We start from the raw sequence: 23,439 nt of genomic DNA, 5'->3' as shown, positions 1-23,439 counted from the left end.
TCGGTGGATTCCCGGGCGGTATCTCGTGGTGCGACGGCGGCGCGCATGGACGCGAGCGGGCAGGCCCACGTACCGTCCAAGATGGTATAGAATATATTATCTTGCATCTTCGTTCACCGTGCGTAACTCGCAGCATGCCAAGGAGGCACCCGATGAAACCGTATCGCTCGATGCTCTTCGTCCCCGGCCACAAGGGCGCATGGGCCGACAAGGGCGTCGCCTCCGGTGCCGACGCCCTGATTCTCGATCTCGAGGATTCGGTGCCTGCAGCGGAGAAGGAGCAGGGCCGCAAGACCGTCGCCGACACCATCGATCGATTGACCGCCGACGGCGTGCGCCCGGACCTGTGGGTGCGGGCCAACCCGGAAGTGAGCGGGCTGCTCAGCGCCGATCTCGAGGCCGTCGTGCGGCCGGGCCTGACGGGCCTGTTCCTGGCGAAGGTGTTCACCGCTGCCGAAATCGTCCGGCTGGACGCGGTATTGAGCCATATCGAGCAGCGCGAAGGTATCGAGGTGGGGACCGTCGAACTCATCGTGTCCTACGAGACAGCGGTATCGATGGCGCACTGTGAAGAGATCGCGGCGGCCAGCCCACGAGTGGCCTCGTTGCTCGGGGCCACCGGTCCGAGCGCCGACGTCGGCCGGGAACTGGGATTCGAATTCACCCCCGAGGGCCTCGAGACCCTGTACCTGCGCAGCCGGATCGTGCTGGCCGCCCGCTCCAACGGTCTGCACCATCCGGTGGCGGGTGTGTGGCAGGACATCAAGGACCTCGAAGGCTGCCGCCGCTTCTGCGAGGACAATCGTCGCCTCGGCTACCGCGGTCTGGTGGCCATCCACCCGTCGCATGTGGCGATCGCCAACGAGGTGTTCGCTCCGTCGCCGGAGAAGGTCGACTTCTACCGCCGCATGATTCTCGCGTTCAAGGAAGCCGAAGCCGCCGGCAGTGCCGCCGTCGATTTCGAGGGCCAGCACATCGATATCGCGCATGTGAAGACCGCTGAGGGCATCATCGCGCTGGCGGAGGCGATGTCGGTCGACGCGTGAGCGCCGGCGACGCCGAGGCGGCGGGTCAGCCCGTCGCCTCGGCGTCGGCCCACAGGCCGCGTTCCTCGAGCATCTGCACCACGTAATCGGCGCTCTCCTCGATGTGCGCCGCCATGATCTTCCTCGCCCGGCGCGCGTCGCGGCGTCGCAAGGCATCGATGAGTTGTTCGTGCTGGGCGCCCATCGTCTCCACGTGCGCTTCGATGGATGCGTAGAAGTGGTTCGGCAGATGGCTGACGACCGCGGCGAGCAATCGGGCCAGCCGGTCGGAATCGGCCGCGATGTTGATGATGCGATGGAAGCGGTGGCCGAGTTCGCCGATCTCGTCCACATCACCTCTGGCGCGTGCCTGTTCGCCTTGGTCGACCAGTCGCGTCAGCTGCTCGATCTCGGACGTGCTGATCCGCTTCGCCGCGCGCGCGGCGAGTTCGCCGGCCAATTGGCCCTGCGCCCAGAACAGGTCGCGGATGTCCTGCCTGGTAAAGGTCGCGACGACGAACCCGCGGCGCGGCAACGCGGTGACGAACCCTTCACTGCTCAGCGCGAGCAGCGCTTCGCGCACCGGGGTGATGCTGACGCCGACCGCCTCGGCGATCGGCTCCATCCGCAGAAACTCACCGGGCCGAAGCACGCCCGACAGAATCTGCTCCCGCACATACCCGGCGACCTGCTCGGGCAACTGCTGATGCCGCCGAGTGCGCACGGGAATACCGTTGTCGATCGCCTTCACGGTGCTCGCGCCTCCTTCTGTGTCGGGCGGCCGTGACCGGTGGTCGTGCGCTCCGCCGCCGGCGGGGGAGCGAGCCGCGTCGCCGAGCCCGGGCCGTTCCGGGAGGGATAGTCGATTATAGATAAAATGCAAAAGATCGGCTAATGGCGCGCTGATGGGCCGTCGAACGCGTGTCGCCGACGGCCCATCAGTGGTCTGCGGATCAGCCCGCGATCAGTACCAGCGTCTGTGCCACACAGGCCGGTTTGCTCGCGCCGCCGTCGACGACATACTTCGTCGTCACCAGCGCCCCCGCGGCGGATTCGGTGATGTCGGTGAGGGTGACCGTCGCCCGCAGCTGTGTCCCGACCGGCACGGGGGCCGGGAAGCGCACCTTGTCCACGCCGTAATTGATGCGCGCGGAACCGAATTCGAAGGACACCAGCGATCGGCTGAAATGCGGCAGCAGCGACAGCGTGAGATAGCCGTGCGCGATGGTCGCACCGTAGGGGCCGTTCGCGGCGCGTTCGGGATCGACGTGGATCCACTGGAGATCGCCGGTGGCTTCGGCGAAGCCGGTGATCCGCTGCTGATCGACCACCAGCGGATCGCTGGGGCCGATCTGCTCGCCCAGCGCGGCTCGCACCTCATCGAGGGAGGTGAACACTCGGGTCACGGTGGCTCCTGTCTATCGGGTGATGAGATCGACGGTCGCGTTCGGTCCGGCAGCTTCGCCGCGCGGCCCGAACAGCGCGAGCGCGACACTATCGGGCCCGGCCTCGGCGCGCAGGCGCGCTGGCTCCCCGCAGAAGAGCGGGGCCCGGCCGCGATGCCGCAGGGATGCGATCGGGGCGCCGGCGGCCAGCCGGTGGGTCTCGGCCAGTGCCAGCGCTTGCAGCGGGCCGTGCACGACAAGTCCCGGATAGCCCTCGACCCTGGTGGCGTAGGGCCAGTCGTAATGGATGCGATGCGCGTTGGCAGTGGCGGCGGAGAAACGCATCAGCAGCGCGGGGTCGGTGCGCAATGTCCACTCGGTATCCGAGACCCGATGCAGCGGGGCCGCGGGTTCGGCTGTGGCGGTGGGCGGTTCGGGTGCGGGCCCGGACGACGGTGCGGCAGCTTCCCGGTAGATGAGGTTCTGCACCTCCTCGACCGCGAGCACGTCGTTGTGGTCGAACAGTCTGGTTCGCACGTCGACCACCACCAGCGCACCGGTTCGGCCACTTTTTTCCGCCACCGAGATCACCTCGGATTCCCTGCGGATCTGCGTGCCGACGATCAGAGGTGCGTGGAAATGCACCTCGCCACCGGCGAACATGCGCCGCGGCAAGGCGACTGGCGGTAGAAAACCGCCTCGACGCGGATGACCGTCCGCGCCGAGAACACCCGACGCCGCCCAGCGCGGCAGCGCGACCCAATGCCACAGCGGCGGTAGCGGATCGCCCGGCAACGGGCTCGCCAGCCCGTCGTCGAAGATCGCCGCGAGGGCCGCGACGGGACCCGGGTCCAGGAGTTCGGTGCCGGTCTCGGTGTGCGGCAGCCAGCCGGAATCGGTATCGACGAGGCTCACATGAACCGCCCGCCGGTCACCTCGAGCACCGTACCGGTCATATACGAGGACAGATCGGAGGCGAGAAAGAGCGCGACATCGGCGATTTCGCCGACCTCGCCGGCCCGCCCGAGCGGGATCTCGGCCATCTTCTGATCCCAGACCTTCTGCGGCATGGCCTCGGTCATCGCGGTGCGGATGAGGCCGGGCTGGATGGCGTTGACCCGCACACCCAGGTGCGCGAGTTCCTTGGCGGCGGCTTTGGACAGTCCGACGATGCCTGCCTTGGCGGCCGAATAGTTGGTCTGACCGGCCAGGCCGATCTTGCCCGACAGCGACGACATGTTGACGATCGCCCCGCTGCCGCGCTCACGCATGATCGCGCCCGCCAGCCGGGTGCCGTTCCAGGTGCCCTTGAGGTGGACGGCGATCACCTGATCGAACTGCTCCTCGGTCATTTTCCGCATGGTGGCATCACGGGTGATACCGGCATTGTTTACCATCACATCGACGGGGGAGAAGGAGTCGGCGGCGGCATACAGCAGCGCCTGTACCTCGTCGGCGGAGGTGACATCGCAGCGGACGCCGCGGGCGAGTTCCGCGCCGCCGAGACGCTCGGCCGCGGCCGCGGCAGCCGCGCCGTCGATGTCGCCGACCACCACGCGTGCGCCCTCGGCAATGAATCGTTCGGCGATCGCGTAGCCGATTCCCTGAGCGGCGCCGGTGATGACGGCGGTCTTGTTGTGCAGCAATGGCCCGGTCATGGATTGTCCTCACAGTTGTCGGTGTTCGGTAGGGTGCCCGCTCGGGCCAGAATGCGCTGGGCCCGGTCGACGACGGGTTTGTCGACCATGGTGCCGTCGACGACGGCCACGCCGGATCCGGCCTCCACCGCGTCGATGACGCGCACCGCCCAGATCAGTTCACGCTCGCTCGGCCGCAGCGCGGCGGCGACGGGCGCGAGTTGGCGCGGGTGAATGCAGAGCTTGCCGGCGAATCCGAGGCGGGCGCCGTAGCGGGTGTCGTCGGTGAGCCGCTCGGCGTCGTCGATGGCGGCGGTGACGCCGTCGATCGGGCCGGGCAGCCCGGCCGCGGCGGCGGCCAGGACCAGCTGCTGGCGGGTCGCGGACAGCGCCGCGCGATCAGCGGGATCGATGCCGAGCTCCGCGGCCAGGTCGAAGGTGCCGAGCGCGAGCCTGCGCACCCGTGCGACGGCGGCGATCCGTGCCGCCTCTAGCACCCCGCGTGCGGTCTCGATCAGGGCGATCAACGGCACATCGGGGCCGAGTACCTGCGCCACCCGGCGCACGATCGCCGGGTCCTCGGCCTTGGGCAGCATCACCGCGCACCGTGCGGGAGCCAGTACCGCCAGTTCCGCGTCGTGCCAGGGAGTTCCGGCGGCATTGACTCGTACGGCACACCGGTGCCCGGCCGCCACCCAATCGGCGGCGTGACGACGCGCGCTCGCCTTGTTCTCCGGTGCAACCGCGTCCTCGAGGTCGAGCACCACCAGGTCGGCGCCGGCCGCGGCGGCCTTGGCGAACCGTTCGGGCCGGTCGGCGGGCACGAACAGCAGGGTGGCCGCAGTGCTGACCTGGTCGGTGATGCTCGGTGCGGTCGGGGCGCTCACGAGTTCTTCTTGGCTTCGCGTACCAGACCACCGCCGATGATCAGTCGCTGGATTTCACTGGTGCCTTCGTAGAGACGCAGCAGCCGCACGTCGCGGTAGATGTGTTCGACCGCGACCTCGCGCATGTATCCGGATCCACCGTGGATCTGGACCGCGTTGTCGGCGACCCGGCCGACCATCTCGGTGCAGAACAGCTTCGCCACCGAGGGCGCGATGCGCCGGTCCTCGCCGGAGACGTACTTGGCCGCGGCATCACGGACCAGGGCCCGCCCGGCCATCACGCCGGTCTGCTGATCGGCGATCATGGCCTGGACCAGCTGGAAATCGCCGATTGCGGTGCCGCCCTGGGTGGCGGTCGCGGCGTAGGCGACCGATTCGTCGAGGGCGCGCTGCGCGGTGCCGACGGCCAGCGCGGCAATGTGGACCCGGCCCCGCGAGAGCGAGCTCATCGCGGCACGGTAGCCGACCTCTTCGGCGCCGCCGACCAGCGCATCCGCCGGCACGCGCACGTCGGTGAACGCGACGTCGGCGGTCCATGAGCCCTCGTGGCCCATCTTCGAATCCTTCGGGGCGACAGCGACTCCTGGGGTATCGGCCGGGACCAGGAACACCGCGATACCCGGATCGCCCTTGGTTGCTTCGCGGGTACGGGCGAAGGTGACGAACAGACCGGCCAGCGGTGCGTTGGTGATGAACCGTTTCTCGCCGGTGATCACCCAGTCGTCGCCGTCGCGGACGGCCTTGGTGCGCAGCCCGGCCGGGTTGGAGCCCGCACCGGGTTCGGTGAGCGCGAACGACGCCACGGTCTCACCGCTGGCGATGCCTTCGAGCCACTGCTTCTTCTGCTCGTCGGTGCCGTAGTTCACCAGCACCTGTCCGGCGATACCGTTGTTGGTCCCGAACATCGAACGCAAAGCGAGATTGGTGTAGCCGAGCTCCATGGCGAGCTCTACGTCCTGGGTGAGGTCGAGGCCGAGCCCGCCCCACTGCTGCGGGATCGCGTAACCGAACAGGCCCATATCGGCGGCCTGCCGCCGGATATCGTCCGGAATGGCGTCGGTGGCCAGGATTTCGGCCTCGCGGGGCACCACTTTGGTCCGCACGAACTGTCGGACCTGCGCCAGGATCGGCGCGAAGTCCTCGGCACTCACTTCGGACACTGTCGGCTCCTTATGTCGGTTGGTCGCGGTGGTTCGATGATAAAATATATGATACGTCCCGCTGTGGCACCAGCTGGAGTATCGGGCGGTTGCATACATAATATATTATTAGCTAGGGTGTGGATCACACCACGGACGGCCGCACCGCTGTGCGCGAGAAAGGACATCACATGCCGGGCCTGTACTTCGAGGAATTCGAACCGGGAATGGTCATCGACCACCCGACCCGCCGCACGGTCACCGAGGCCGACAACACCCTGTTCAGCGTGATGACGCTGAACCTGGCTCCGTTGCACCTGGATGCCGAATACAGCAAGAACTCGATCTACGGCCAGCGACTGGTGAACAGCCTGTTCATCCTCGGCCTGGTCTCGGGCGTCACCGTTCCGGAGACCACCCAGGGCACCACGCTTGGCAACCTCGGCTTCGAACAGATCAAGTTCCCGAAGCCGGTCTTCCACGGCGACACCATCCATGTCCGCACCGAGATCGTGAGCAAACGAGAGTCCAAGAGCCGCAACGACTCCGGGATCGTCATGTTCCGCCACCTCGGCATCAACCAGCGCGACGAGATCGTCTGTGATGCGCTGCGCGCCGGCCTGATGATGAAGCGCCCGGTCGAGCAGGCCTGAGACGACGACCGACGAAGGAGAAACGCGGCATGGTGGATGTGCAGTCCCCGGAGGATTTCGCCTGGATACCCGGCGAATCGGTGCGCGAACGCAGCAGGCTGCTCGCGGCGATGCGTGACTGGGGTCTCGGCGATGACGCGGCCGCCGTCGCCGAACTCCACTGCCGCGCGATCGCGGACCCGGAGTGGTTCTGGCGCGCAGCGGTCGCTGACCTCGGCGTCGAGTTCGCGACGCCGTTCGAGCGGGTCCTCGACGAGTCGGCGGGCAAGGAGTTTCCGCGCTGGTTCCCCGGCGGCACGGTCAATATCGCCGAGCTGACCGCGCATCGCCATGCGCGCGGCGCGTTGGCCGACACCACCGCGGTGGTGTACGAGGGCGATGCCGGGCAGCGCCGCACCCTGACCTTCGCCGAGCTCGACGAGCAGGTACGCAGATTTGCGGCGAATCTGACCCAGCTGGGCGTCGGCCGCGGCGACCGAGTGGTGCTGTTCATGCCGGTGGTCCCCGAAGCCGCGGTGGCCTTCCTGGCCATCGCGATGATCGGTGCGGTATCGGTGCCCACGTTCAGCGGCTATGCCCCCGAGGCGCTGGCCACCCGGCTCCAGGATTCCGAGGCGGTGCTGCTGGTGACGGCCGACGGCACCACTCGACGCGGCAAGCAGGTGGATCTCAAGGCCACCGCCGATGCCGCGCTGGCCGTTTCGCCGACGGTGCGGTCGGTGGTCGTGGTGCGTCATCTCGGCGTCGAGGTGCCGATGCGGGCGGGGCGCGATGTGTACTTCGACGAACTCGATCCCGATCCCGCCCCGGTGGCGACCGCCGACACCGAATCCAACGATCCGTTGACCATCGTCTACACCTCTGGAACCACGGGCCGCCCGAAGGGAATCGTGCACTCGCACGGTGGCTTCGCGGTCAAGACGGCGGTCGACTTCGGCTACGGCTTCGACGTGCACACCGGCGATGTGGTCTCCTGGATCACCGATCTGGGCTGGCTGGTCGGTCCGATGCTGATGACCGGCCCGCTTCAGCTGGGTGCGACCATCGTGATGATCGAGGGCCTGCCGGTGCATCCGACCCCGATCCGGATGTGGGAGGTCATCGCACGCAACGGCGTCACGGTGGCCGGGATCGCGCCCACCGCGGCGCGCGCGCTCAAAGCCAACGACGCGGTCGCGCCGCAGATGCCGAGCCTGCGTTCGTTCGTCTCGACCGGCGAAGCCTGGGACGAGCCCACCTGGTGGTGGCTGTTCGATCAGGTGGGCGGCCGGACGCGGCCGATCGTCAACTACAGCGGTGGTACCGAGGTGGGTGGGGGCCTGCTGATCGGTTATCCGTTCCTGCCCGCCGCGGCGGCCGCGTTCAACGGTCCGTTGCCCGGTGTGGACGCCGCGGTCCTCGACGATGACGGCAACCCGGTCGTCGGCGCGATCGGCGAACTGGCGGTCCGCAACACCTTTCCCGGCATGACCCATGCGTTCTGGCAGGATCGCGACCGCTACCTCGACACCTATTGGAGCCGCTGGGACGGCGTATGGGTGCACGGCGACCTGGCCAGCGTCGACGAACACGGGATGTGGCGCATTCACGGCCGCTCCGACGACACCCTCAAGCTGTCCGGCCGACGGGTCGGTCCGGCGGAGATCGAGGCCTCGCTGCTGCGCGATCCGCGCATCGCCGAGGTGGCCGTGATCGGCGTCCCCGACGAGCAGCGTGGGCAACGTGCGGTGGCCTTCGTCGTGCTCCGTGACGGTGCGGCCACCGACGATCTGCAAGAGACGGCCATCGCCAACGCCGGTCGTTCCTTCGCGCCTGCCGTCCATCCGGTCGCGACCTTGCCGAAGACCAAGAACGGAAAGATCATGCGCCGGGCCATCCGTGCTCGGTTCCTCGGCGTGCCGGCGGGAGATATGTCCGCGCTGGACCCCGCCACCCCACTCGAAGCGATTCCCGTGTCCACGGGTAATGAATAGGAGAACCGCCATGACCGCAGCCCCCGGCACCGATACCGGTAGCAACGTCGAGGTCGTCCGCCAAGCCACCCGTGAGCTGGCCCGCAAGTTCGACAACGACTACTGGCTGGACAAAGACCGCAAACACGAATACCCCTGGGATTTCGTCAAGGCCTTCGCCGCGGGCGGCTGGCTGGGCGCGATGATCCCGGAGGAGTACGGCGGGATCGGGCTCGGCCTCGAGGAGGCCGCGGTGATGATGGGCGAGATCTCCGCCTCCGGTGCCGGCATGAGCGGCGGCTCGGCGATCCACTTCTACGTGTTCCCGCCTGCGCCGATCGTGAAGTACGGTTCCGAGCAGATGAAGCGGGAATACCTGCCCAAACTCGCCTCCGGTGAGCTGCTGATGGCCTTCGGCGTCACCGAACCCACTGCCGGGGTGGATACTTCGCGGATCAAGACCAAGGCCACCAAGGTCGATGGCGGCTGGGTGATCAACGGCCAGAAGGTGTTCATCACCAACGCGCAGAACGCGCAGAAGATTCTGCTGCTGGCCCGCACCTCGCCGCGGCGCGAAGACAAGCCGCTGTGGGGGATGTCGCTGTTCTTCGCCGATATGGATCGGTCCAAGATCACCGTGCGTGAGATCGACAAGCTGGGCCGCGCCGCCATCGACACCAACGAGTTGTTCATCGACAACCTCGAGGTCTCCGACGACCGCCTGGTCGGCGAGGTCGACAAGGGCTTCTACTACCTGCTCGACGGCCTGAATCCGGAGCGCATCGTCGTCGGCATGGAGGGCATCGGCCTCGGCCGGGCCGCGCTCGAGATCGGCGCCGAATACGCCAAGAACCGCGTGGTGTTCGACCGCCCGATCGGTCAGAACCAGGCGGTGGCGCATCCGCTGGCCGATTCCTGGATCCGGCTCGAGGCCGCCGAGGGCATGGTCGTGCGGGCCGCGAAGCTCTTCGACGCAGGCCTGCCGTGCGGGCCCGAGGCCGCCGCCGCCAAATATCTCGGCGCCGAAAGCGGATTCGAGGCCTGCGATCGGGCCTTCTCGACTCTCGGCGGGTACGCCTACGCGAAGGAGTACCACATCGAGCGGCTGTGGCGTGAGGTGCGGTTGTTGCGCAATGCGCCGTTCTCGCAGGAAATGGTGCGCAATTACATCTCTCAGCAGGTGCTCGGCCTGCCCCGTTCCTACTGACGAAAGGCCGGATCATGACGGGACCGTTGGCGGGAATCCGGGTGGTGGTGCTCGCGGGCATGGGGCCGGTGCCGTATGTCTCGATGCTGCTGGCCGATATGGGTGCCGATGTGGTGCGCGTGGTGCGGCCGGCGCACCGGTCAGCGCGGGCGCTGAGCCAGACCGTGGGGCTGGCCGAGGAAGCCGATGTGGTCAATCGCGGAGTCGGTTCCGTCGCTGTCGATTTGAAGGACCCGGACGGGCGGGCGACGGTGCTGCGGCTGGCCGACAGCGCCGACGTCTTCATCGAGGGTTACCGCCCGGGCGTCACCGAGCGTCTCGGGCTCGGCCCCGATGACGTGATGGGACGCAACCAACGCCTGATCTATGTCCGCCTCACCGGCTATGGCCAATCCGGCCCGCTGGCCCAGCAGGCCGGCCACGACATCAACTATGTGGCACAGTCCGGTGCCCTGCACGCGCTGGCGACCGCCGGTGGTGCTCCCCGCCCGCCGATCAACCTGCTCGGCGATTACGCCGGCGGCGGCGCGATCGGTGCGTTCGGAATCGCCTGCGCCCTCGTCGAGGCGGCCAGAACCGGTCGCGGCCAGGTGATCGATGCCGCGATGGTCGACGGTGTCGCGGTGCTGACGGCGAAACTCCAGGGTCTGCGTGCGGCCGGTTTGTTCTCCGATGAGCCGGGGACCAACTTCCTCGACTCCGGTGCACCTTTCTACGACACCTACCAGTGTCGCGACGGGCGTTATCTCGCGGTCGGCGCGTTGGAACCGGACTTCTACCGGGAGTTCATCAGTCGGCTCGGGGTCGACACCACCGACTGGCCGGGCCAGGACGATCGCGAGCAGTGGCCGCGGCTGCGTGAGCTGATCGCCGCTGCCGTCGCCGAACGCACCCGCGATGAGTGGGAGCAGGTGTACCGGGGCACCGACGCCTGTGTCACTCCGGTGCTGACCTTCGAGGAAGCGGCCGAGGACCCGCACAATCGCGCGCGTGGCCTCTACCGTCGCGTTGGCGAGGTGCTGCAACCCGCGCCCGCGCCGCGATTCGGCCGGACCCCGGCCAGGGCGCCCTCGGTGCCGCCGCGCGGCAGCATCGAGGCCGCGCGGGTGCTGGCGCGGTGGGAAGCAGCCGACGCTGCGGCCACTGCCACCGGCCGGTAACGGCGCGGAACCGACCGCACCGCAAGGAATCAGAAACGAGAGGATTATCCGTGCCCGACTACGCAGACTTTCCGTCATTGACCATCGATCGGCCATCCGATGGGGTGCTCCGCATCGTGCTCGACGGCCCGAACCTGAATTCGGTCGGCCCGGACATGCACCGGGAGCTGGCCGACGTGTGGCCGGTGATCGCGCTCGACGAGTCGGTGCGCGCGGTGCTTGTGCGTGGTGCGGGCGAGCGGGCGTTCTCCGCCGGCGGCAGCTTCGACCTGGTCGAGGACATGATCGGGGACTACCGGGCGCGGACCAGGGTCATGCGGGAGGCGCGTGATCTGGTGCGCAACATCATCGAGGTGCCCCAGCCGATCGTTTCCGCGATCAACGGCCCCGCGGTGGGTGCCGGTCTGGTGGTGGCGCTACTCGCCGATATCTCCGTCGCCGGGCGTAAGGCCAAGATCGTGGACGGGCATGTCCGGCTCGGTGTCGCGGCGGGCGATCATGCCGCCATCTGCTGGCCATTGCTGGCGGGGATGGCCAAAGCCAAGTACCACCTGCTCACCAACGAGGTGCTGACCGGCGAAGAGGCCGAGCGCATCGGCATGGTGTCACTCTGCGTCGACGACGAGGACGTGCAGGAGCGAGCGATGACGCTGGCCACCACGCTCGCCGCGAGCTCACGCACGGGTGTTCAGCACACGAAGATGGCGCTCAACGGCTGGTACCGGCAGGCCATGCCGATCTTCGACGCCTCGTTGGGCCTCGAGTTCTACGGGTTCGGCGGACCCGATGTGGTGGAGGGCGTGACCTCGCACCGCGAGAAGCGCGCGCCGAGGTTCTCGTGACCGGCACCGGAGCGCACGCCGCGGCACCGCTGGCCGGAATCACCGTTGTCGGTCTGGAGCAGGCGATTTCGGCCCCGCTGTGCACCAGGCACCTGGCCGATCTCGGTGCCAGGGTCATCAAGGTCGAGCAGCCCGGTTACGGCGATTCGACCCGGCATTACGACACCGTGGTCGGTGGTCTGTCCGCGCATTTCACCTGGCTCAATCACGGCAAGGAGTCGGCCGCGCTCGACCTCAAGGCGCCCGAGGACAAGCAGGTCCTGCTCGGTGTGCTGGCCGCCGCTGATGTGCTCGTGTCCAATCTGGCGCCGGGCGCGCTGGACCGGCTCGGCCTCGGTGTCGACGACCTCGAGCGGAGGTTCCCCCGGCTGATCATCGTCGACATCTCCGGATACGGGCGTGGGGGACCGCTGGACCACAAGCGCGCCTACGACCTGCTGATCCAGTCGGAGGCGGGCTCGTGCAGCATCACCGGAACGCCGGGCCATCCGGCCAAACCGGGTATTCCCATCGCGGATGTCGGTACGGCGCTGTACGCCTATTCGGCGGTGCTCGGTGCGCTCTACGACCGTGAGCGCACCGGACGTGGCGCGGTGATCGCGCTGTCGATGCTCGACGTGGTGTCGGAGATGATGGGTTTCGCGCTCAATCAGTACCTGCATGCGGGCACCGAACCGGAGCCGGTCGGCATGGGGTCACCGATGATCGCGCCCTATGGCGCCTACCCGACCGCCGACGGCCACACCGCCGTGCTCGGTACCACCAGCGACCGTGAATGGCATCGGCTGGCGGAGTTGATGGATCGTCCTGAGCTGGCCGCGGATCCGCGCTACGCGCACAACGACGACCGCGTCCGGCTGCGTGCGGAGTTGGATGAGGTGCTGGCCCAGTGGTGTGCCCAGCGCACACTCGCCGAGATCCAGGAAGCCGCCGACGCCGCGGGGATCGGCAATGCCCGTCTCAACGGCGTGCGCGAGCTCGCCGAGCATCCGCAGCTGCGCGCGCGTGCCCGATGGCGTGAGGTCGGCACCCCGTCCGGGCCGGTGCCCGCCCTGCTGCCGCCGGCGGTGGCGCGGGGCTGGGCGGTGCGCAACGGATCGGTGCCTGCGCTGGGCGCCGATACCGAGGCGATCCGCGCCGAGTTCGGTTGAGCCCGGACCGGCGGCGGGTTCACCGATGAGAACTGGGATAAAAGATACAATATTTTTCATGACAGACGACATCGGCCTTCCTCGCGTAACGGCGCCCGTCAGCCTCAAGACCGCGGCGGCCCAGGAAATCCGCCGGCGGATCTTCTCCGGTGAGTTGCGACCCGGTGACAAGATCGATCAGGACGAGATCGCCGACTATCTCGGCGTCAGCAAAGTGCCGGTGCGTGAGGCGCTGATCGCGCTCGAGATCGAGGGTGTGGTGCATCTGCCGCCGCGCCGCGGCGCGTTCGTGGCGATGATGACCCGTGACGATGTTCGTGACCACTACTGGATTCTCGGGGTGGTCTCCGGACGTGCGGCCGCTCGTGCCGCGACGACGATATCCGAGCGCACTCTCGACGCGTTGGACGCGATTCTGGGCCGGATGGAGGAGTCGGTGTCGAGTGCGGAGCGGGAGCTGCTCAATTTCGATTTCCACCGGCTGATCAATCGGGCATCGGGTTCGCGGCGACTGATCTCCGAGCTCAAAGTGCTCGGCAGTGCTGGGCCGCACGGCTTCTATGAGGCTCATCTGGAGTGGCCGGATGTCGCCGATCGCGATCATCGCGAGATCCTTGCCGCCTTGCGCTCGCGTTCGGCGGCACAGGCACACGCCCTGACCGAAGCGCATTTCGTGCGCGGTGGCGATCACGCCGTCGCGATGCTCGAATCACGCGGGTTCTGGGGCACATAGGCGGGATCCGGGCCTGGTGGCACGGGCGATTGTCCCGCCCGCGAAGATGATATAATATTTTGTGCATGACGACACGAGAAGGGATGCGGCCGAGTATGAGCCTCTCCGCCGATGAACAGCAGATGGTGGACCTGGTGTCGGAGTTCGTCGACGACAGGGTGAAGCCTCGGGTGCGGGACTTCGAACAGGACGATATCTACCCGGAGGCGTTCATCGAGGAGATGAAGCGGCTCGGATTCTTCGGACTGCTCGCCCCCGCCGAATACGGCGGCGTGGATGTGAGTACCGCATGCTTCGCGCGAGTCACCGAGGAGCTGGCCCGCGGGTGGATGAGCCTGGCGGGAGCCATCGGCGGCCACTCCGTCATCACCTACTTGATCAAGACATTCGGCACCGACGAGCAGAAGGCGAAGTATCTGCCGAAGATGGCCGAGGGCTCGATCCGGGCCACCATGGCGCTCACCGAACCCGGGGGCGGCAGCGACCTCCAGGCCATGCGGACGACCGCGACCCGCGACGGCGACATGTGGTCGATCACGGGGTCGAAGACCTGGATCTCCAATGCGGCGCATTCCGGCCTGATCGGACTGCTGTGTATCACCGACCGCGATGCGAAGCCGGCGCACAAGGGGATGAGTGTGCTGCTGGTCGAGCCCGGTGACGGCCTGGTGATCTCGAAGAAACTCCCCAAGCTCGGCTATCGCGGTGTGGAAGCGTGTGAGCTGGTCTTCGACGGCCGCCGGGTCGGCGACGACGCCATCTTGGGTGGTGTGCCGAACCAGGGCTGGGCCCAGATGATGCGCGGTCTCGAGGTCGGCCGCATCCAGGTGGCCTCCCGGGCGCTCGGCGTCGGCCAGGCCGCCCTCGACGATGCGGTGCGTTACGCACAGGAACGCGAATCCTTCGGCAAACCCATCTGGAAGCATCAGTCCATCGGCAACATGCTGGCCGACATGGCCACCAAGCAGCGCGCGGCCCGGCTACTGACGCTGGATGCGGCGCAGAAACTGGACGCGGGGGAGCGGGCCGATATGGAGGCCGGGATGGCGAAACTGTTCGCCTCCGAGACCGCGATGCAGATCGCGCTGGATGCGATCCGGGTGCACGGCGGATACGGCTACTCCAAGGAGTACGACGTGGAGCGCTATTTCCGCGATGCGCCGCTGATGATCGTCGGCGAGGGCACCAACGAGATCCAGCGCAATGTCATCGCCGCGCAGCTGATCGCGCGCAATGCGATCTGACCGCGACAACACCCAGCAGACATCAGGATTGGACTGTATCCCGTGACCAGTACCCTGCGCCGGGCGGCCTTGGTCGCCCCCACCCGCACGCCCGTCGGCACCTTCGGCGGAGCATTGCGTGAGGTCGCCGTCGAAGATCTGGGCGCCACCGTGGTGAACGCCGTGGTAGAACGCGCGGGCATCGACCCCGAACGCATCGAGGACGTCGTCTTCGCCCAGTCCTACGCCAATTCCGAGGTACCGTGCGTTGGCCGATGGATCGCCCTGCATGCCGGCCTGCCGCTCGCGGTGCCGGGGATGCAATTGGATCGCCGGTGTGGCGGCGGATTGCAGGCCCTGATCACCGCCGCCATGATGGTGCAGACCGGAGCCGCCGACGTCGTGCTGGCCGGCGGTGTCGAGTCGATGAGCCGGATCGAGTACTACTCCACCGCGACCCGCTGGGGTGCGCGGGCGGGCACGGTGCAGCTGTTCGATCGCCTGGACCGCGGCCGCGAGCGCTCCCAGCCGGAAGCCCGTTTCGGCAAGATCTCCGGAATGATCGAGACCGCCGAGAACCTGGCCGTCGATTACGGTCTGACCAGAGAAGAAGCCGACGCCTACGCCGCGCGCAGCCACCAGCGGGCCGCGGCGGCATGGGCCGAGGGGCGTTTCGCCGACGAGGTGGTCCCGGTGACGGTGCCGCAGCGCAAGGCAGATCCGGTGGTTTTCGCCACCGACGAAGGTGTTCGCGCCGATTCCACCCCGCAGACCTTGTCGAAGCTGCGCACCATCACCCCGGGCGGCACCGTCACCGCGGGCAACTCCAGTCAGCAGAACGACGCCGCCGCAGGACTTCTCATCGTCGCCGAGGATCAGCTCGACGCGCTCGGGCTGGAGCCGATCGGTTTCCTGACCGGATGGGCGGCGGCCGGGTGCGATCCCTCCCGGATGGGGATCGGGCCGGTGCCCGCGGTGGCCCGACTGGCCGCGCGGCAGGGCACCGACACCGTGGGTCTGCTCGACAGCATGGACCTGGTGGAACTCAACGAGGCCTTCGCGGTGCAGGTGCTCGCGGTGCTCGAGGGCTGGGGCTGGCGCGATCATGATCGGCTCAACGTCAACGGATCCGGGATTTCGCTCGGTCATCCGATCGGCGCCACCGGCGCCCGTATGGTGACCACACTGCTGCACGAGCTGCGTCGGCGCGGTGGCGGCCGCGGACTCGCCACCATGTGCATCGGTGGCGGCCAAGGGCTCGCCGCCACCTTCGAGACGGCCTGATCACCGTTCAGGCGCCTGACCGTGCCCCGGCGAACCGAACAGGCCCGCCGGGGCACAGTCGTTATTCGAACCGAGTGAGTGCCGATGAAACGATCACCATGCCCACAGGAACCCGATGTCCGGCTGATGATCGAACTCGCCGGTATCCGCATGGAATTCGTGGCCTGCCTGACCGCGGCGCTGATCTTCGTCCAGGATGTGGCCGGACGGCTCTCCTGCGAGATCGCCGTCGCCGCCGCGCATTACACCGACCTGCCCCGCTTGCCGAACGAGCGTCTGTATCTCGTGCCTTGAGCAAACGTGTATTTACCCAGTCCGATCCTTCTGGCCCCTGGGACGACAACCACAACCCGGCAGATTCGAGAAACCCTGGTCGGGCCCGCGACATTGCGGGCCCGACCAGGATCTTTCGGGTCAGTCGCGCAGCAGGGCGGCGAACTCGGTGACCTTGGTGGCCGGATCACCGGCCTTGATCGCGGTCAGCAGGGCCTCGCTGCGTTCGACGCCCATACCGGCAACGGTGAGATCGCGGAACTTGGCATCCAGATCCGGCTGTGACATCGGGTTTTCCGCGGTGCCGCGTGGGCTGTCGACGAAGATGTGATCACTGGACCCGTCGCGATAGGTGACCGTGAGGTCGGCGACCCAGCGACCGGGGTAGGCGGTATCGAGCTCGGTGTCCACCTCGATGCTGACCCGCCGCGCCAGCTCGGCGATTTCGCTGCCCTCTGAGAGGTCCAGCCGCCCGCGCATGTAGTCGTGGTGGGTGCGGAATCCGTTGCCGCGCCCGAGCATGGCCAGGGCGAACTGGAACGGCAGGCTGTACTGGAGGTGTTCGATGGTCTGCGGGGCGTAGGCATTGGCGTTCTGCGTGCCGATGATCACGTCACCGCCGGATTGGATGCCGAGGCGGATGGATTCGACGTCGGCGGCCCGGGCGGCCAGCTGCTGGGCGCCGTCGATATAGGCGTGGTTGATGCCGCAGCAGCAGTGCGGCTTGATCCACACGCGCTCGATCTCGAACGATGCGCCGGGCGCGAACGCTGCCTCGGCAGCGGCCTCGTCGACGGGACGGCCGGCGAAGGTGCGATAGAACCCCTTGGGTCCGGTGAGGAAGGTGGTGGGCCCGGTGATGCCCGCCGCGGCCATCTCCGCAGCGCGGATGCCGTTGCGGGTGCCGATACCCGAATGCAGGCGCTTCACCGAACCGCCCGTCGAGGTGTACTCGGTTGTTCCCGAGCTGTGGCTCATCGCGATCGACAGTGCGTGCACGGTGCGCTCGACATCGAAGCCACGCATCTTCGCGACCACGGCGGCGGCGCCGAATGCCGACAGCACGCCGTGCGGATGGAAACCGCGTTCGAGCAGCTGCGGTGCCGCAAGGATGCCGATCCTGGTGTAGACCTCGTAGCCGGCGACGATGCCTGCGATCACCTCGGCCATCGAGGCGCCGAGTTCCTCGCCGACCGCGATGGCGGCCGAGACCACGGTGCTACCGGGGTGGCTGGAGCTGGCACGGTGGGCGTCGTCGTATTCGAAGCCGTGACCGTAGGTGGCGTTGACGAAGGCCGCGTCGGCTGCGCTCATCGTCTCGTCGGAGGCAGTCACATGGGCGCTGCCGGGAGCGTGCGAGCCGCGGGTCAGCTCGAGGACCGTCCGGCTCCACGGCAGCGCGGCGCACCCGATCTGCACGCCCAATTGGTCCTGCATCAGGCGGCGGGCACCGTCGAGCGCAGCGGCCGGGATGGAGTCGTAGTCGAGGTCGGTGACCAGCCGCGCCACGGCGGTCTCGAGCGGGGAAGGGGTTGACATGGAGAACCTTTCGAAAGGGCCGAATCAGCTCAGGGTGTCCAGCAGTGCCGGCGGCAGGCCGTAGGACTTGATCTCGACATACGCGTCGAAACCCTCGATGCCCGCTTCCCGGCCGATGCCGCTGTTCTTGAAACCGCCCATCGGCGCGTGGAACCCGGCCGGGGTGCCGTTGAGTTCCACTGTGCCGGTGCGGATATGCCTCGCCACGGCGAGTGCGTGTTCGGGGTCGGCGGCGAACACAGACCCGTTGAGCCCGTAGGAGGAGTTGTTGGCGATGTCGATCGCTTCGGACTCGGTGCCGAAGGTGTGTACGGTGAGCACCGGCCCGAAGACCTCTTCCTGAGCGATCTTCGCATCGGGATCGACATCGGTGAAGATGGTCGGCTCGACATACCAGCCACGATCGAGCCCGGTCGGTCGGCCGCCGCCGACGAGCAGCTTCGCGCCGGAATCCCTGGCGGCGGTGATATATCCCTCGACCCGTGCGCGTTGTGCGGAACTCACCAGTGGGCCGACTTCGGTCGCCGGATCGAACGGGTCGCCCACTGGCATCGAATCCACCATCGCGCGCAGGCGGTCGAGCAGTTCGTCACGGCGCGAGCGCGCGACCACGATCCTGGTCTTGTTGCTACAGACCTGGCCGCTGTTGCGCAGTGAGAGTGCTCGGATGGCCGGCACGGCGACATCGAGGTCGACGTCGTCGAGCAGCACCGCCGCCGACTTGCCGCCCAGTTCGAGGGTGACCCGCCGCAGGTCTTCACCGCAGATCGCCGCGATGCGCCGGCCCGCCGCGGTCGAGCCGGTGAACGACACCTTGTCGACGCCGCGGTGCCGCACCAGGTATTCGCTGACCTCCCGGCCCGCGTTGACGATGCTGAGCACGCCCTCCGGGAGGCCGGCTTCGGCGAAGATCTCGGCGAGCAGATAGGCCGACAGCGCCGATTCCGGCGCCGGTTTGAGCACCACGGTGCATCCGCTCAGCAGCGCGGGCGCGAGTTTGATCATGCTGATCAGCAGGGGAGCGTTCCACGGCACGATCGCGGCCACCACGCCCACGGGCTCGCGGGTGACCAGGGCATTCCCGGTCGCCGATCGGCGGGTGTCGGTCCACGGATACTGCGGGGCCAGTTCCAGGAACGCGTCGAGCAGCAAGCGCGGGCCGGCGGCCTGCATCGTATTCGACAAGGTGATCGGACAGCCCATCTCGGTGCTGACCAGCCGGGCGATGTCGTCCTGGCGGGCGGCCAGCGCCTGGCTGACCCGGCCGAGTACGGCCATGCGCTCGGCGAGTTCGCTGCGCGGCCACGGGCCGCGGTCGAAGGCCGAACGCGCCGCCGCGACGGCGGCGTCGACGTCGGCCTCCACGCCCTCGGCGACGCAGGCGATCACCTGCTCGGTGGCGGGTGAGACGACCTCGATGGTGCGGTTCGATGCCGGTGTGGTCCATTCACCGCCGATGAACAGTTGGTCGTAGTGCCCCTGCCATACGCCTGTGTCGGTACTCATGGGTTGCCAAGCTCCTTGTCGGTATGTCGGCTCAACGGCGGGTGCGAGGTGAATTCGCTGATCCCATCCGGCGGTGGACGCCGTCCACCGCAGCGTGATGCCGGTCATACAAAGTATATGATATTAACGACCGGATCGGTTCGTGATTCCGCGCCCGGAGGATGTCCGGAGCGCTGCGGGTAGCTTCGCTCATGAGTCCCACGTCCAGTCGACCGCTGTGACCGTTGACACCTCCGAGGCCGATCATAATATATAATATGAGCAACTGAGAGTGGAGGCACGCATGCAGCACAAGCCGCTGGACGGGATCCGGGTCCTGGAGCTCGGGGGCTACATCTCGCTCCCGTTCGCGACGTCGTTCCTGTGTGCGCTCGGCGCCGAGGTCGTCAAGGTGGAACGACCGGTCGTCGGCGAGGATTTCCGGCGTCATCAGAACGACGCCAGTCCGTATTTCCGGCAGTACAACACCGGCAAGCGCAGCCTGGCGGTCGATTTGAAGCGCCCGGAGGGCGTGGCCCTGGTGCGGGCGCTGGTGCCGCGTTTCGATGTGGTGCTGGAGAATATGCGCCCAGGCAAAGTCGCGGCGATGGGGCTCGGCCCGGAGGATTGCCGTGCCCTGCGTCCCGACATCGTCTACGGGTCGGTCACCGGCTTCGGTAACGGGGGTCCATTGGCGAACCGGCCGGCCTACGACACCATCGGTCAGGCATTCGGCGGGCTGTACTCGCTGCTCGGTGATGAAGGGAACCCGCAGTTGGCCGGCGGCTTGAACGCTGACCTGATCACCGGGCTGAGCACCGCGACCGGGGTGCTGGCCGCGCTGGTAGGCAGACTGCGCACCGGGCAACCCCAGCAAGTCGAGACATCGATCATGGAAGCGGTCAGCGTCCTCGCCACCGACGGCATCACCCAGGCCTTCGAACTCGGTGCCGATCCGACCCGGCAGAGCAGGCATCCACAGGCGCAGAACTTCTGCGTCAAAACCGCCTCCGGCGATTTCCTCGCCATCCACCTGTCGTCGTCGCAGAAATTCTGGCAAGCCCTGTGCCGAGCCATGGATCGAACTGATCTGGCCGAGGACCCGCGGTTCGCCGAATACCGGCCGCGCGAGGCCAACTACTTCACCCTCGCCGGGATCGTCGAGGCCGAGTTCGTCCACCGCAGCACCGAGGAATGGGAGAAGGCGCTCACCGCGGAGGATGTCCCGTTCGCTCCGGTGCTGACGATGACGGGCTACGTCGAGCACGAACAGGTCGACTGGCTCGGCATGGTGGAACCGCAGGACGACGGCCTGGCGCTGCTGCGCCCGCCGTGGCGCTTCGACGGCGAACGCCCCGACCGTCCGGGCGTGGCGCCGCGGGTGGGTGCGGACACCCGCGCCGTCGCGGCCGAAGTGTATCCGTCGGGCAAGGTCGACGAACTGCTGGCGTCCGGCGTGCTCTATGCCGATTCGTGACGGAGCGGGTGCGCCCGCCCACACGTGACAGTGGCCGGGCGGTGTGCGCGTACAACGCTGTACCCGCACACCGCCCGGCCACTGTCGTCTGGGGGTAGGCCGCCGGTCGGCTATTCGGCGACCCCGATGATTCCGCCGTCACGCAAGCGGGTGAGCTCGCTGTCGCCGAGGCCGAGCACCTCGGCGAGCACCTGCTCGGTGTCGGCGCCGAGGGCCGAGGCGGCGGCGACGGGACCGTACTGCGTCCCTTCGCGAATCGGGCTGTGGGCGGAGATGACCGGGCCGATGCCGGGCTGGTCGAGTTCGGTGAGCACCCTGCTGGCCGCGCGGGCCTCGAAATCGGCCACCACATCGCTCATCCGGCGGTAGCGGCTCCACAGCACACCCGCCTCGGTAAGTGCTTTACCGGCGGTATCGATGGTGCGGTCGGCGAACCAGGGCCGCATGACCGCGGCGATGGTCTCGCGGTGGGTGTAGCGGTGTGCCTCGTCGGCGAAATCGACGCCGATCGTCTGCTCGAGCGCGCCGATCACCTCGGCGGTCTCGGTCGCGGTACACAATGCCTGCCACTGGCGCGGTGTCAGTGCGACGACCATGACCCGTTCGTCGTCGGCGGTGACGAAATCGGCGCCGAACGAGCCGTACATGTAATTGCCATGCCGTGGCCGGTCCCCGCGTTCGCGCACTTCACTGAGCCAGCCCAGATTGGCGACCCCGGCGAGTGCCACGTCGGCCAAGGCGATCTGGAGATGCGCGCCCTGCCCGGTGCGTTCGCGGTGGTGCAGCGCCGAAAGCACCGCGGTGGTGGCGGTCATTCCCGCGATCAGGTCCCATGCGGGCAGCACGTGGTTGACCGGGGTGCGGGAGTCGGCGGGGCCGGTCAGGTCGGTGACGCCGACCTCGGTGTTCACCGTGTAGTCGACGGCGGGCCCGCCGCCGGCCTGGCCGCCGATATGCACTTTGATCACGTCGGCCCGGCGCGCGGCCAGCGCCTCATAGGAGAACCACGGGCGGCCCACGGCGTTGTCGATCACGACGCCGGCATCGGCTCCCGGCGCAGTCGCCAAGGCCAGCACCAGTTCCCGGCCCTGCTCGCTACGGACGTCGACCGCCACGGACTGTTTGCCCCGATTGAGCGAATTCCAGTAGAGGCTCGCCCCGCTGCCCGCCGCGACCGGCCAGCGTCGATAGTCCGGTCCGCCGCGCAGTGGGTCGACTCGGATGACCTGGGCTCCCAACTGCGCAAGTGTCATGCCCGCCAACGGGCCGGCGACGAAACTGGCGAATTCCACGACTCGCAGGCCGGACAACGGTTGGGTGCTCATGCCCGCACCCCTGCCGACGGCACGCAGCCGGTGAAACAGCAATGGGCTGTGGTTCGTTCGGGAGTGCCGGTGCGGGGTGGCTGGCGCATATCGCTCACTCTTTCGTTCGGCCATAGTAGTGACAAAATATATTATGCATCACGAGTTCGGGTGCGGTATGCGGCGTTGGGCCGCCGGCGCTCAGCTCGGAAGATCGCCCGTCTCGCGGCTGTGATGGGGCGCCGACCACGAGGTGAGGATGCGCAGTTTGTCGTGCGAGGTGCTGCCCGGTTCGGCCGACCAGAGCACGAGCTGTTGATCCTGATCGCCGGCATAGCGGAAGGTGTCCCAGTTCAGGGTCAGATCGCCGACTTCTGGGTGGTGCAGGGTTTTGGTTCCGAATTCCTGGCGCGCGACGTGGCGTGCGGCCCACCACTGCCGGAACTGGGCATCGGCGATGGACAATTCCCCGACCAGCGACGACAGTTGCGCGTCGCTGGGGTTGGCGGCCGCTTCCATGCGCAGGATGGCGACACAGGTGCGCGCCACGCCCTCCCAATCGGCGTAGAGCTCACGCATCGCGGGATCGGTGAAAACCATGCGGACGTAATTGCGCTGGCGCGGATTCATCGCGTCGAAGTCGGTCAGTAGTGCGCATGCCAGGCGATTCCAGGCGAGGATGTCGAGGTAGCGGCCGAAGATCAGGGCCGGAGTGTCGGTGAGTTGGTCGAGCAGGCGCTGCAATTGCGGGCGTACGGCCTTGCTGGCACGTTTGGCCTGCCGCCTTTCCCCGCGCTGGGCGAGGCTGCGGACGTAGTCGCGCTGGTCGTCGTCCAGACGCAGCACCCGGACCAGTGCGTCGAGCACCGGCTCCGAGGGGGCGAGCCTGCCCTGCTCGATCCGGGTGTAGTAGTCGTGACTGATGGCGACCAGATCGGCGACCTCCTCGCGACGCAGGCCGCTGACCCGCCGCGGCGCGGCGCCGTGCACGGGTAGCCCGACCTCGGCGGGGGAGATCTCACCGCGCCGGGCCTTGAGGAATCCACCGAGCTCACGCAGGTGGGGCGCTCTGTCGGTCATTCT

At 67.7% G+C, this 23,439-nt stretch carries 22 protein-coding genes; 12 read left to right on the top strand and 10 right to left on the bottom strand.

Annotated elements, in window-relative coordinates:
* Nucleotides 1–152 precede the first annotated feature (152 nt).
* On the top strand, nt 153–1,046 hold the full coding sequence (locus GV790_RS08225; protein WP_163812192.1) for an HpcH/HpaI aldolase/citrate lyase family protein: 894 nt from the start codon (nt 153–155) through the stop codon (nt 1,044–1,046).
* A 25-nt stretch (nt 1,047–1,071) separates the two neighbouring features.
* Here GV790_RS08225 and GV790_RS08220 read toward each other — a convergent pair whose 3' ends face one another.
* From GV790_RS08220 to GV790_RS08195, 6 genes are all read right to left on the bottom strand, one after another.
* Nucleotides 1,072–1,767 carry a GntR family transcriptional regulator gene (locus GV790_RS08220; protein WP_375139379.1) on the bottom strand — a complete coding sequence of 232 codons (696 nt, stop codon included), beginning with the start codon at nt 1,765–1,767 and terminating at the stop codon, nt 1,072–1,074.
* A gap of 211 nt (nt 1,768–1,978) precedes the next feature.
* Nucleotides 1,979–2,431 (bottom strand): MaoC family dehydratase, encoded by a 453-nt coding sequence (locus tag GV790_RS08215; RefSeq protein WP_163812190.1) that lies wholly within the window; start codon nt 2,429–2,431, stop codon nt 1,979–1,981.
* 12 nt (nt 2,432–2,443) lie between these two features.
* Nucleotides 2,444–3,325 (bottom strand): FAS1-like dehydratase domain-containing protein, encoded by an 882-nt coding sequence (locus GV790_RS08210; RefSeq protein ID WP_280213023.1) that lies wholly within the window; start codon nt 3,323–3,325, stop codon nt 2,444–2,446.
* Nucleotides 3,322–4,068 (bottom strand): 3-oxoacyl-ACP reductase FabG, encoded by a 747-nt coding sequence (gene fabG / locus GV790_RS08205; RefSeq protein WP_163812188.1) that lies wholly within the window; start codon nt 4,066–4,068, stop codon nt 3,322–3,324. The genes GV790_RS08210 and fabG overlap by 4 nt, the downstream gene beginning before the upstream one ends.
* Nucleotides 4,065–4,934, bottom strand: a complete 870-nt coding sequence (locus tag GV790_RS08200; protein WP_280213025.1) for an HpcH/HpaI aldolase/citrate lyase family protein — start codon at nt 4,932–4,934, stop codon at nt 4,065–4,067. The genes fabG and GV790_RS08200 overlap by 4 nt, the downstream gene beginning before the upstream one ends.
* Nucleotides 4,931–6,085 carry an acyl-CoA dehydrogenase family protein gene (locus tag GV790_RS08195; protein ID WP_280213031.1) on the bottom strand — a complete coding sequence of 385 codons (1,155 nt, stop codon included), beginning with the start codon at nt 6,083–6,085 and terminating at the stop codon, nt 4,931–4,933. The genes GV790_RS08200 and GV790_RS08195 overlap by 4 nt, the downstream gene beginning before the upstream one ends.
* A gap of 158 nt (nt 6,086–6,243) precedes the next feature.
* Between GV790_RS08195 and GV790_RS08190 the strand changes: the two genes are divergently transcribed.
* The 10 genes from GV790_RS08190 to GV790_RS08145 all read left to right on the top strand — a co-directional run bounded on the left by GV790_RS08190 (nt 6,244) and on the right by GV790_RS08145 (nt 16,572).
* A complete protein-coding gene (locus GV790_RS08190) occupies nt 6,244–6,726 on the top strand; it encodes a MaoC family dehydratase (RefSeq protein ID WP_339384730.1) in 483 nt (160 codons plus the stop codon).
* A gap of 29 nt (nt 6,727–6,755) precedes the next feature.
* On the top strand, nt 6,756–8,699 hold the full coding sequence (locus tag GV790_RS08185) for an AMP-binding protein (RefSeq protein WP_163812184.1): 1,944 nt from the start codon (nt 6,756–6,758) through the stop codon (nt 8,697–8,699).
* A 10-nt stretch (nt 8,700–8,709) separates the two neighbouring features.
* Nucleotides 8,710–9,885, top strand: a complete 1,176-nt coding sequence (locus tag GV790_RS08180) for an acyl-CoA dehydrogenase family protein (protein ID WP_163812182.1) — start codon at nt 8,710–8,712, stop codon at nt 9,883–9,885.
* Nucleotides 9,886–9,899: 14 nt separating this feature from the next.
* The gene (locus tag GV790_RS08175) at nt 9,900–11,045 is read left to right on the top strand and encodes a CaiB/BaiF CoA transferase family protein (RefSeq protein WP_163812180.1); all 1,146 of its coding nucleotides are present in this window, start codon (nt 9,900–9,902) and stop codon (nt 11,043–11,045) included.
* 50 nt (nt 11,046–11,095) lie between these two features.
* Entirely contained in the window at nt 11,096–11,887 is a 792-nt protein-coding gene (locus GV790_RS08170) for an enoyl-CoA hydratase/isomerase family protein (RefSeq protein WP_163812178.1), read from the top strand.
* Nucleotides 11,884–13,038, top strand: a complete 1,155-nt coding sequence (locus tag GV790_RS08165; RefSeq protein WP_163812175.1) for a CaiB/BaiF CoA transferase family protein — start codon at nt 11,884–11,886, stop codon at nt 13,036–13,038. The genes GV790_RS08170 and GV790_RS08165 overlap by 4 nt, the downstream gene beginning before the upstream one ends.
* Nucleotides 13,039–13,096: 58 nt before the next feature.
* The gene (locus GV790_RS08160; RefSeq protein WP_256673120.1) at nt 13,097–13,771 is read left to right on the top strand and encodes a GntR family transcriptional regulator; all 675 of its coding nucleotides are present in this window, start codon (nt 13,097–13,099) and stop codon (nt 13,769–13,771) included.
* Nucleotides 13,772–13,866: 95 nt separating this feature from the next.
* Entirely contained in the window at nt 13,867–15,015 is a 1,149-nt protein-coding gene (locus tag GV790_RS08155; RefSeq protein ID WP_163812471.1) for an acyl-CoA dehydrogenase family protein, read from the top strand.
* 54 nt (nt 15,016–15,069) lie between these two features.
* Nucleotides 15,070–16,278 carry an acetyl-CoA C-acetyltransferase gene (locus GV790_RS08150; RefSeq protein WP_163812469.1) on the top strand — a complete coding sequence of 403 codons (1,209 nt, stop codon included), beginning with the start codon at nt 15,070–15,072 and terminating at the stop codon, nt 16,276–16,278.
* Between the two features lie 126 nt (nt 16,279–16,404).
* Complete coding sequence (locus GV790_RS08145; RefSeq protein WP_163812172.1) at nt 16,405–16,572, top strand: hypothetical protein; 168 nt, start codon at nt 16,405–16,407, stop codon at nt 16,570–16,572.
* A gap of 120 nt (nt 16,573–16,692) precedes the next feature.
* Here the strand turns inward: GV790_RS08145 and GV790_RS08140 are convergent, their stop codons facing one another.
* Complete coding sequence (locus GV790_RS08140) at nt 16,693–18,090, bottom strand: MmgE/PrpD family protein (protein WP_163812170.1); 1,398 nt, start codon at nt 18,088–18,090, stop codon at nt 16,693–16,695.
* Between the two features lie 24 nt (nt 18,091–18,114).
* Nucleotides 18,115–19,596 carry an aldehyde dehydrogenase gene (locus tag GV790_RS08135; RefSeq protein ID WP_163812167.1) on the bottom strand — a complete coding sequence of 494 codons (1,482 nt, stop codon included), beginning with the start codon at nt 19,594–19,596 and terminating at the stop codon, nt 18,115–18,117.
* Nucleotides 19,597–19,879: 283 nt separating this feature from the next.
* Here GV790_RS08135 and GV790_RS08130 point away from each other — a divergent pair, with 283 nt between their 5' ends.
* The gene (locus GV790_RS08130) at nt 19,880–21,052 is read left to right on the top strand and encodes a CaiB/BaiF CoA transferase family protein (RefSeq protein ID WP_163812166.1); all 1,173 of its coding nucleotides are present in this window, start codon (nt 19,880–19,882) and stop codon (nt 21,050–21,052) included.
* A gap of 110 nt (nt 21,053–21,162) precedes the next feature.
* On the opposite strand, the gene GV790_RS08125 is transcribed toward GV790_RS08130, so the two are convergent.
* Nucleotides 21,163–22,377 (bottom strand): CoA transferase, encoded by a 1,215-nt coding sequence (locus tag GV790_RS08125; RefSeq protein ID WP_163812164.1) that lies wholly within the window; start codon nt 22,375–22,377, stop codon nt 21,163–21,165.
* A gap of 180 nt (nt 22,378–22,557) precedes the next feature.
* Nucleotides 22,558–23,436 carry a helix-turn-helix transcriptional regulator gene (locus GV790_RS08120; protein ID WP_163812162.1) on the bottom strand — a complete coding sequence of 293 codons (879 nt, stop codon included), beginning with the start codon at nt 23,434–23,436 and terminating at the stop codon, nt 22,558–22,560.
* Nucleotides 23,437–23,439: the final 3 nt, after the last annotated feature.

Origin of the sequence: Nocardia cyriacigeorgica (assembly GCF_010858045.1) — a bacterium.
Classification (GTDB): Bacteria; Actinomycetota; Actinomycetes; order Mycobacteriales; family Mycobacteriaceae; genus Nocardia; species Nocardia cyriacigeorgica_E.
Note: the sequence above shows the minus strand (reverse complement) of the source record. Positions and strands in the feature narration are given on the sequence as shown.

What these genes read in the sequence shown, in the direction of transcription:
- GV790_RS08225 (WP_163812192.1), top strand. Translation starts at nt 153, where the DNA reads ATGAAACCGTATCGCTCGATGCTCTTCGTCCCCGGCCACAAGGGCGCA.
- fabG (WP_163812188.1), bottom strand. Translation starts at nt 4,068, where the DNA reads ATGACCGGGCCATTGCTGCACAACAAGACCGCCGTCATCACCGGCGCC.
- GV790_RS08185 (WP_163812184.1), top strand. Translation starts at nt 6,756, where the DNA reads ATGGTGGATGTGCAGTCCCCGGAGGATTTCGCCTGGATACCCGGCGAA.
- GV790_RS08180 (WP_163812182.1), top strand. Translation starts at nt 8,710, where the DNA reads ATGACCGCAGCCCCCGGCACCGATACCGGTAGCAACGTCGAGGTCGTC.
- GV790_RS08175 (WP_163812180.1), top strand. Translation starts at nt 9,900, where the DNA reads ATGACGGGACCGTTGGCGGGAATCCGGGTGGTGGTGCTCGCGGGCATG.
- GV790_RS08160 (WP_256673120.1), top strand. Translation starts at nt 13,097, where the DNA reads ATGACAGACGACATCGGCCTTCCTCGCGTAACGGCGCCCGTCAGCCTC.
- GV790_RS08155 (WP_163812471.1), top strand. Translation starts at nt 13,867, where the DNA reads ATGAGCCTCTCCGCCGATGAACAGCAGATGGTGGACCTGGTGTCGGAG.
- GV790_RS08145 (WP_163812172.1), top strand. Translation starts at nt 16,405, where the DNA reads ATGATCGAACTCGCCGGTATCCGCATGGAATTCGTGGCCTGCCTGACC.
- GV790_RS08140 (WP_163812170.1), bottom strand. Translation starts at nt 18,090, where the DNA reads ATGTCAACCCCTTCCCCGCTCGAGACCGCCGTGGCGCGGCTGGTCACC.
- GV790_RS08135 (WP_163812167.1), bottom strand. Translation starts at nt 19,596, where the DNA reads ATGAGTACCGACACAGGCGTATGGCAGGGGCACTACGACCAACTGTTC.
- GV790_RS08130 (WP_163812166.1), top strand. Translation starts at nt 19,880, where the DNA reads ATGCAGCACAAGCCGCTGGACGGGATCCGGGTCCTGGAGCTCGGGGGC.
- GV790_RS08125 (WP_163812164.1), bottom strand. Translation starts at nt 22,377, where the DNA reads ATGAGCACCCAACCGTTGTCCGGCCTGCGAGTCGTGGAATTCGCCAGT.
- GV790_RS08120 (WP_163812162.1), bottom strand. Translation starts at nt 23,436, where the DNA reads ATGACCGACAGAGCGCCCCACCTGCGTGAGCTCGGTGGATTCCTCAAG.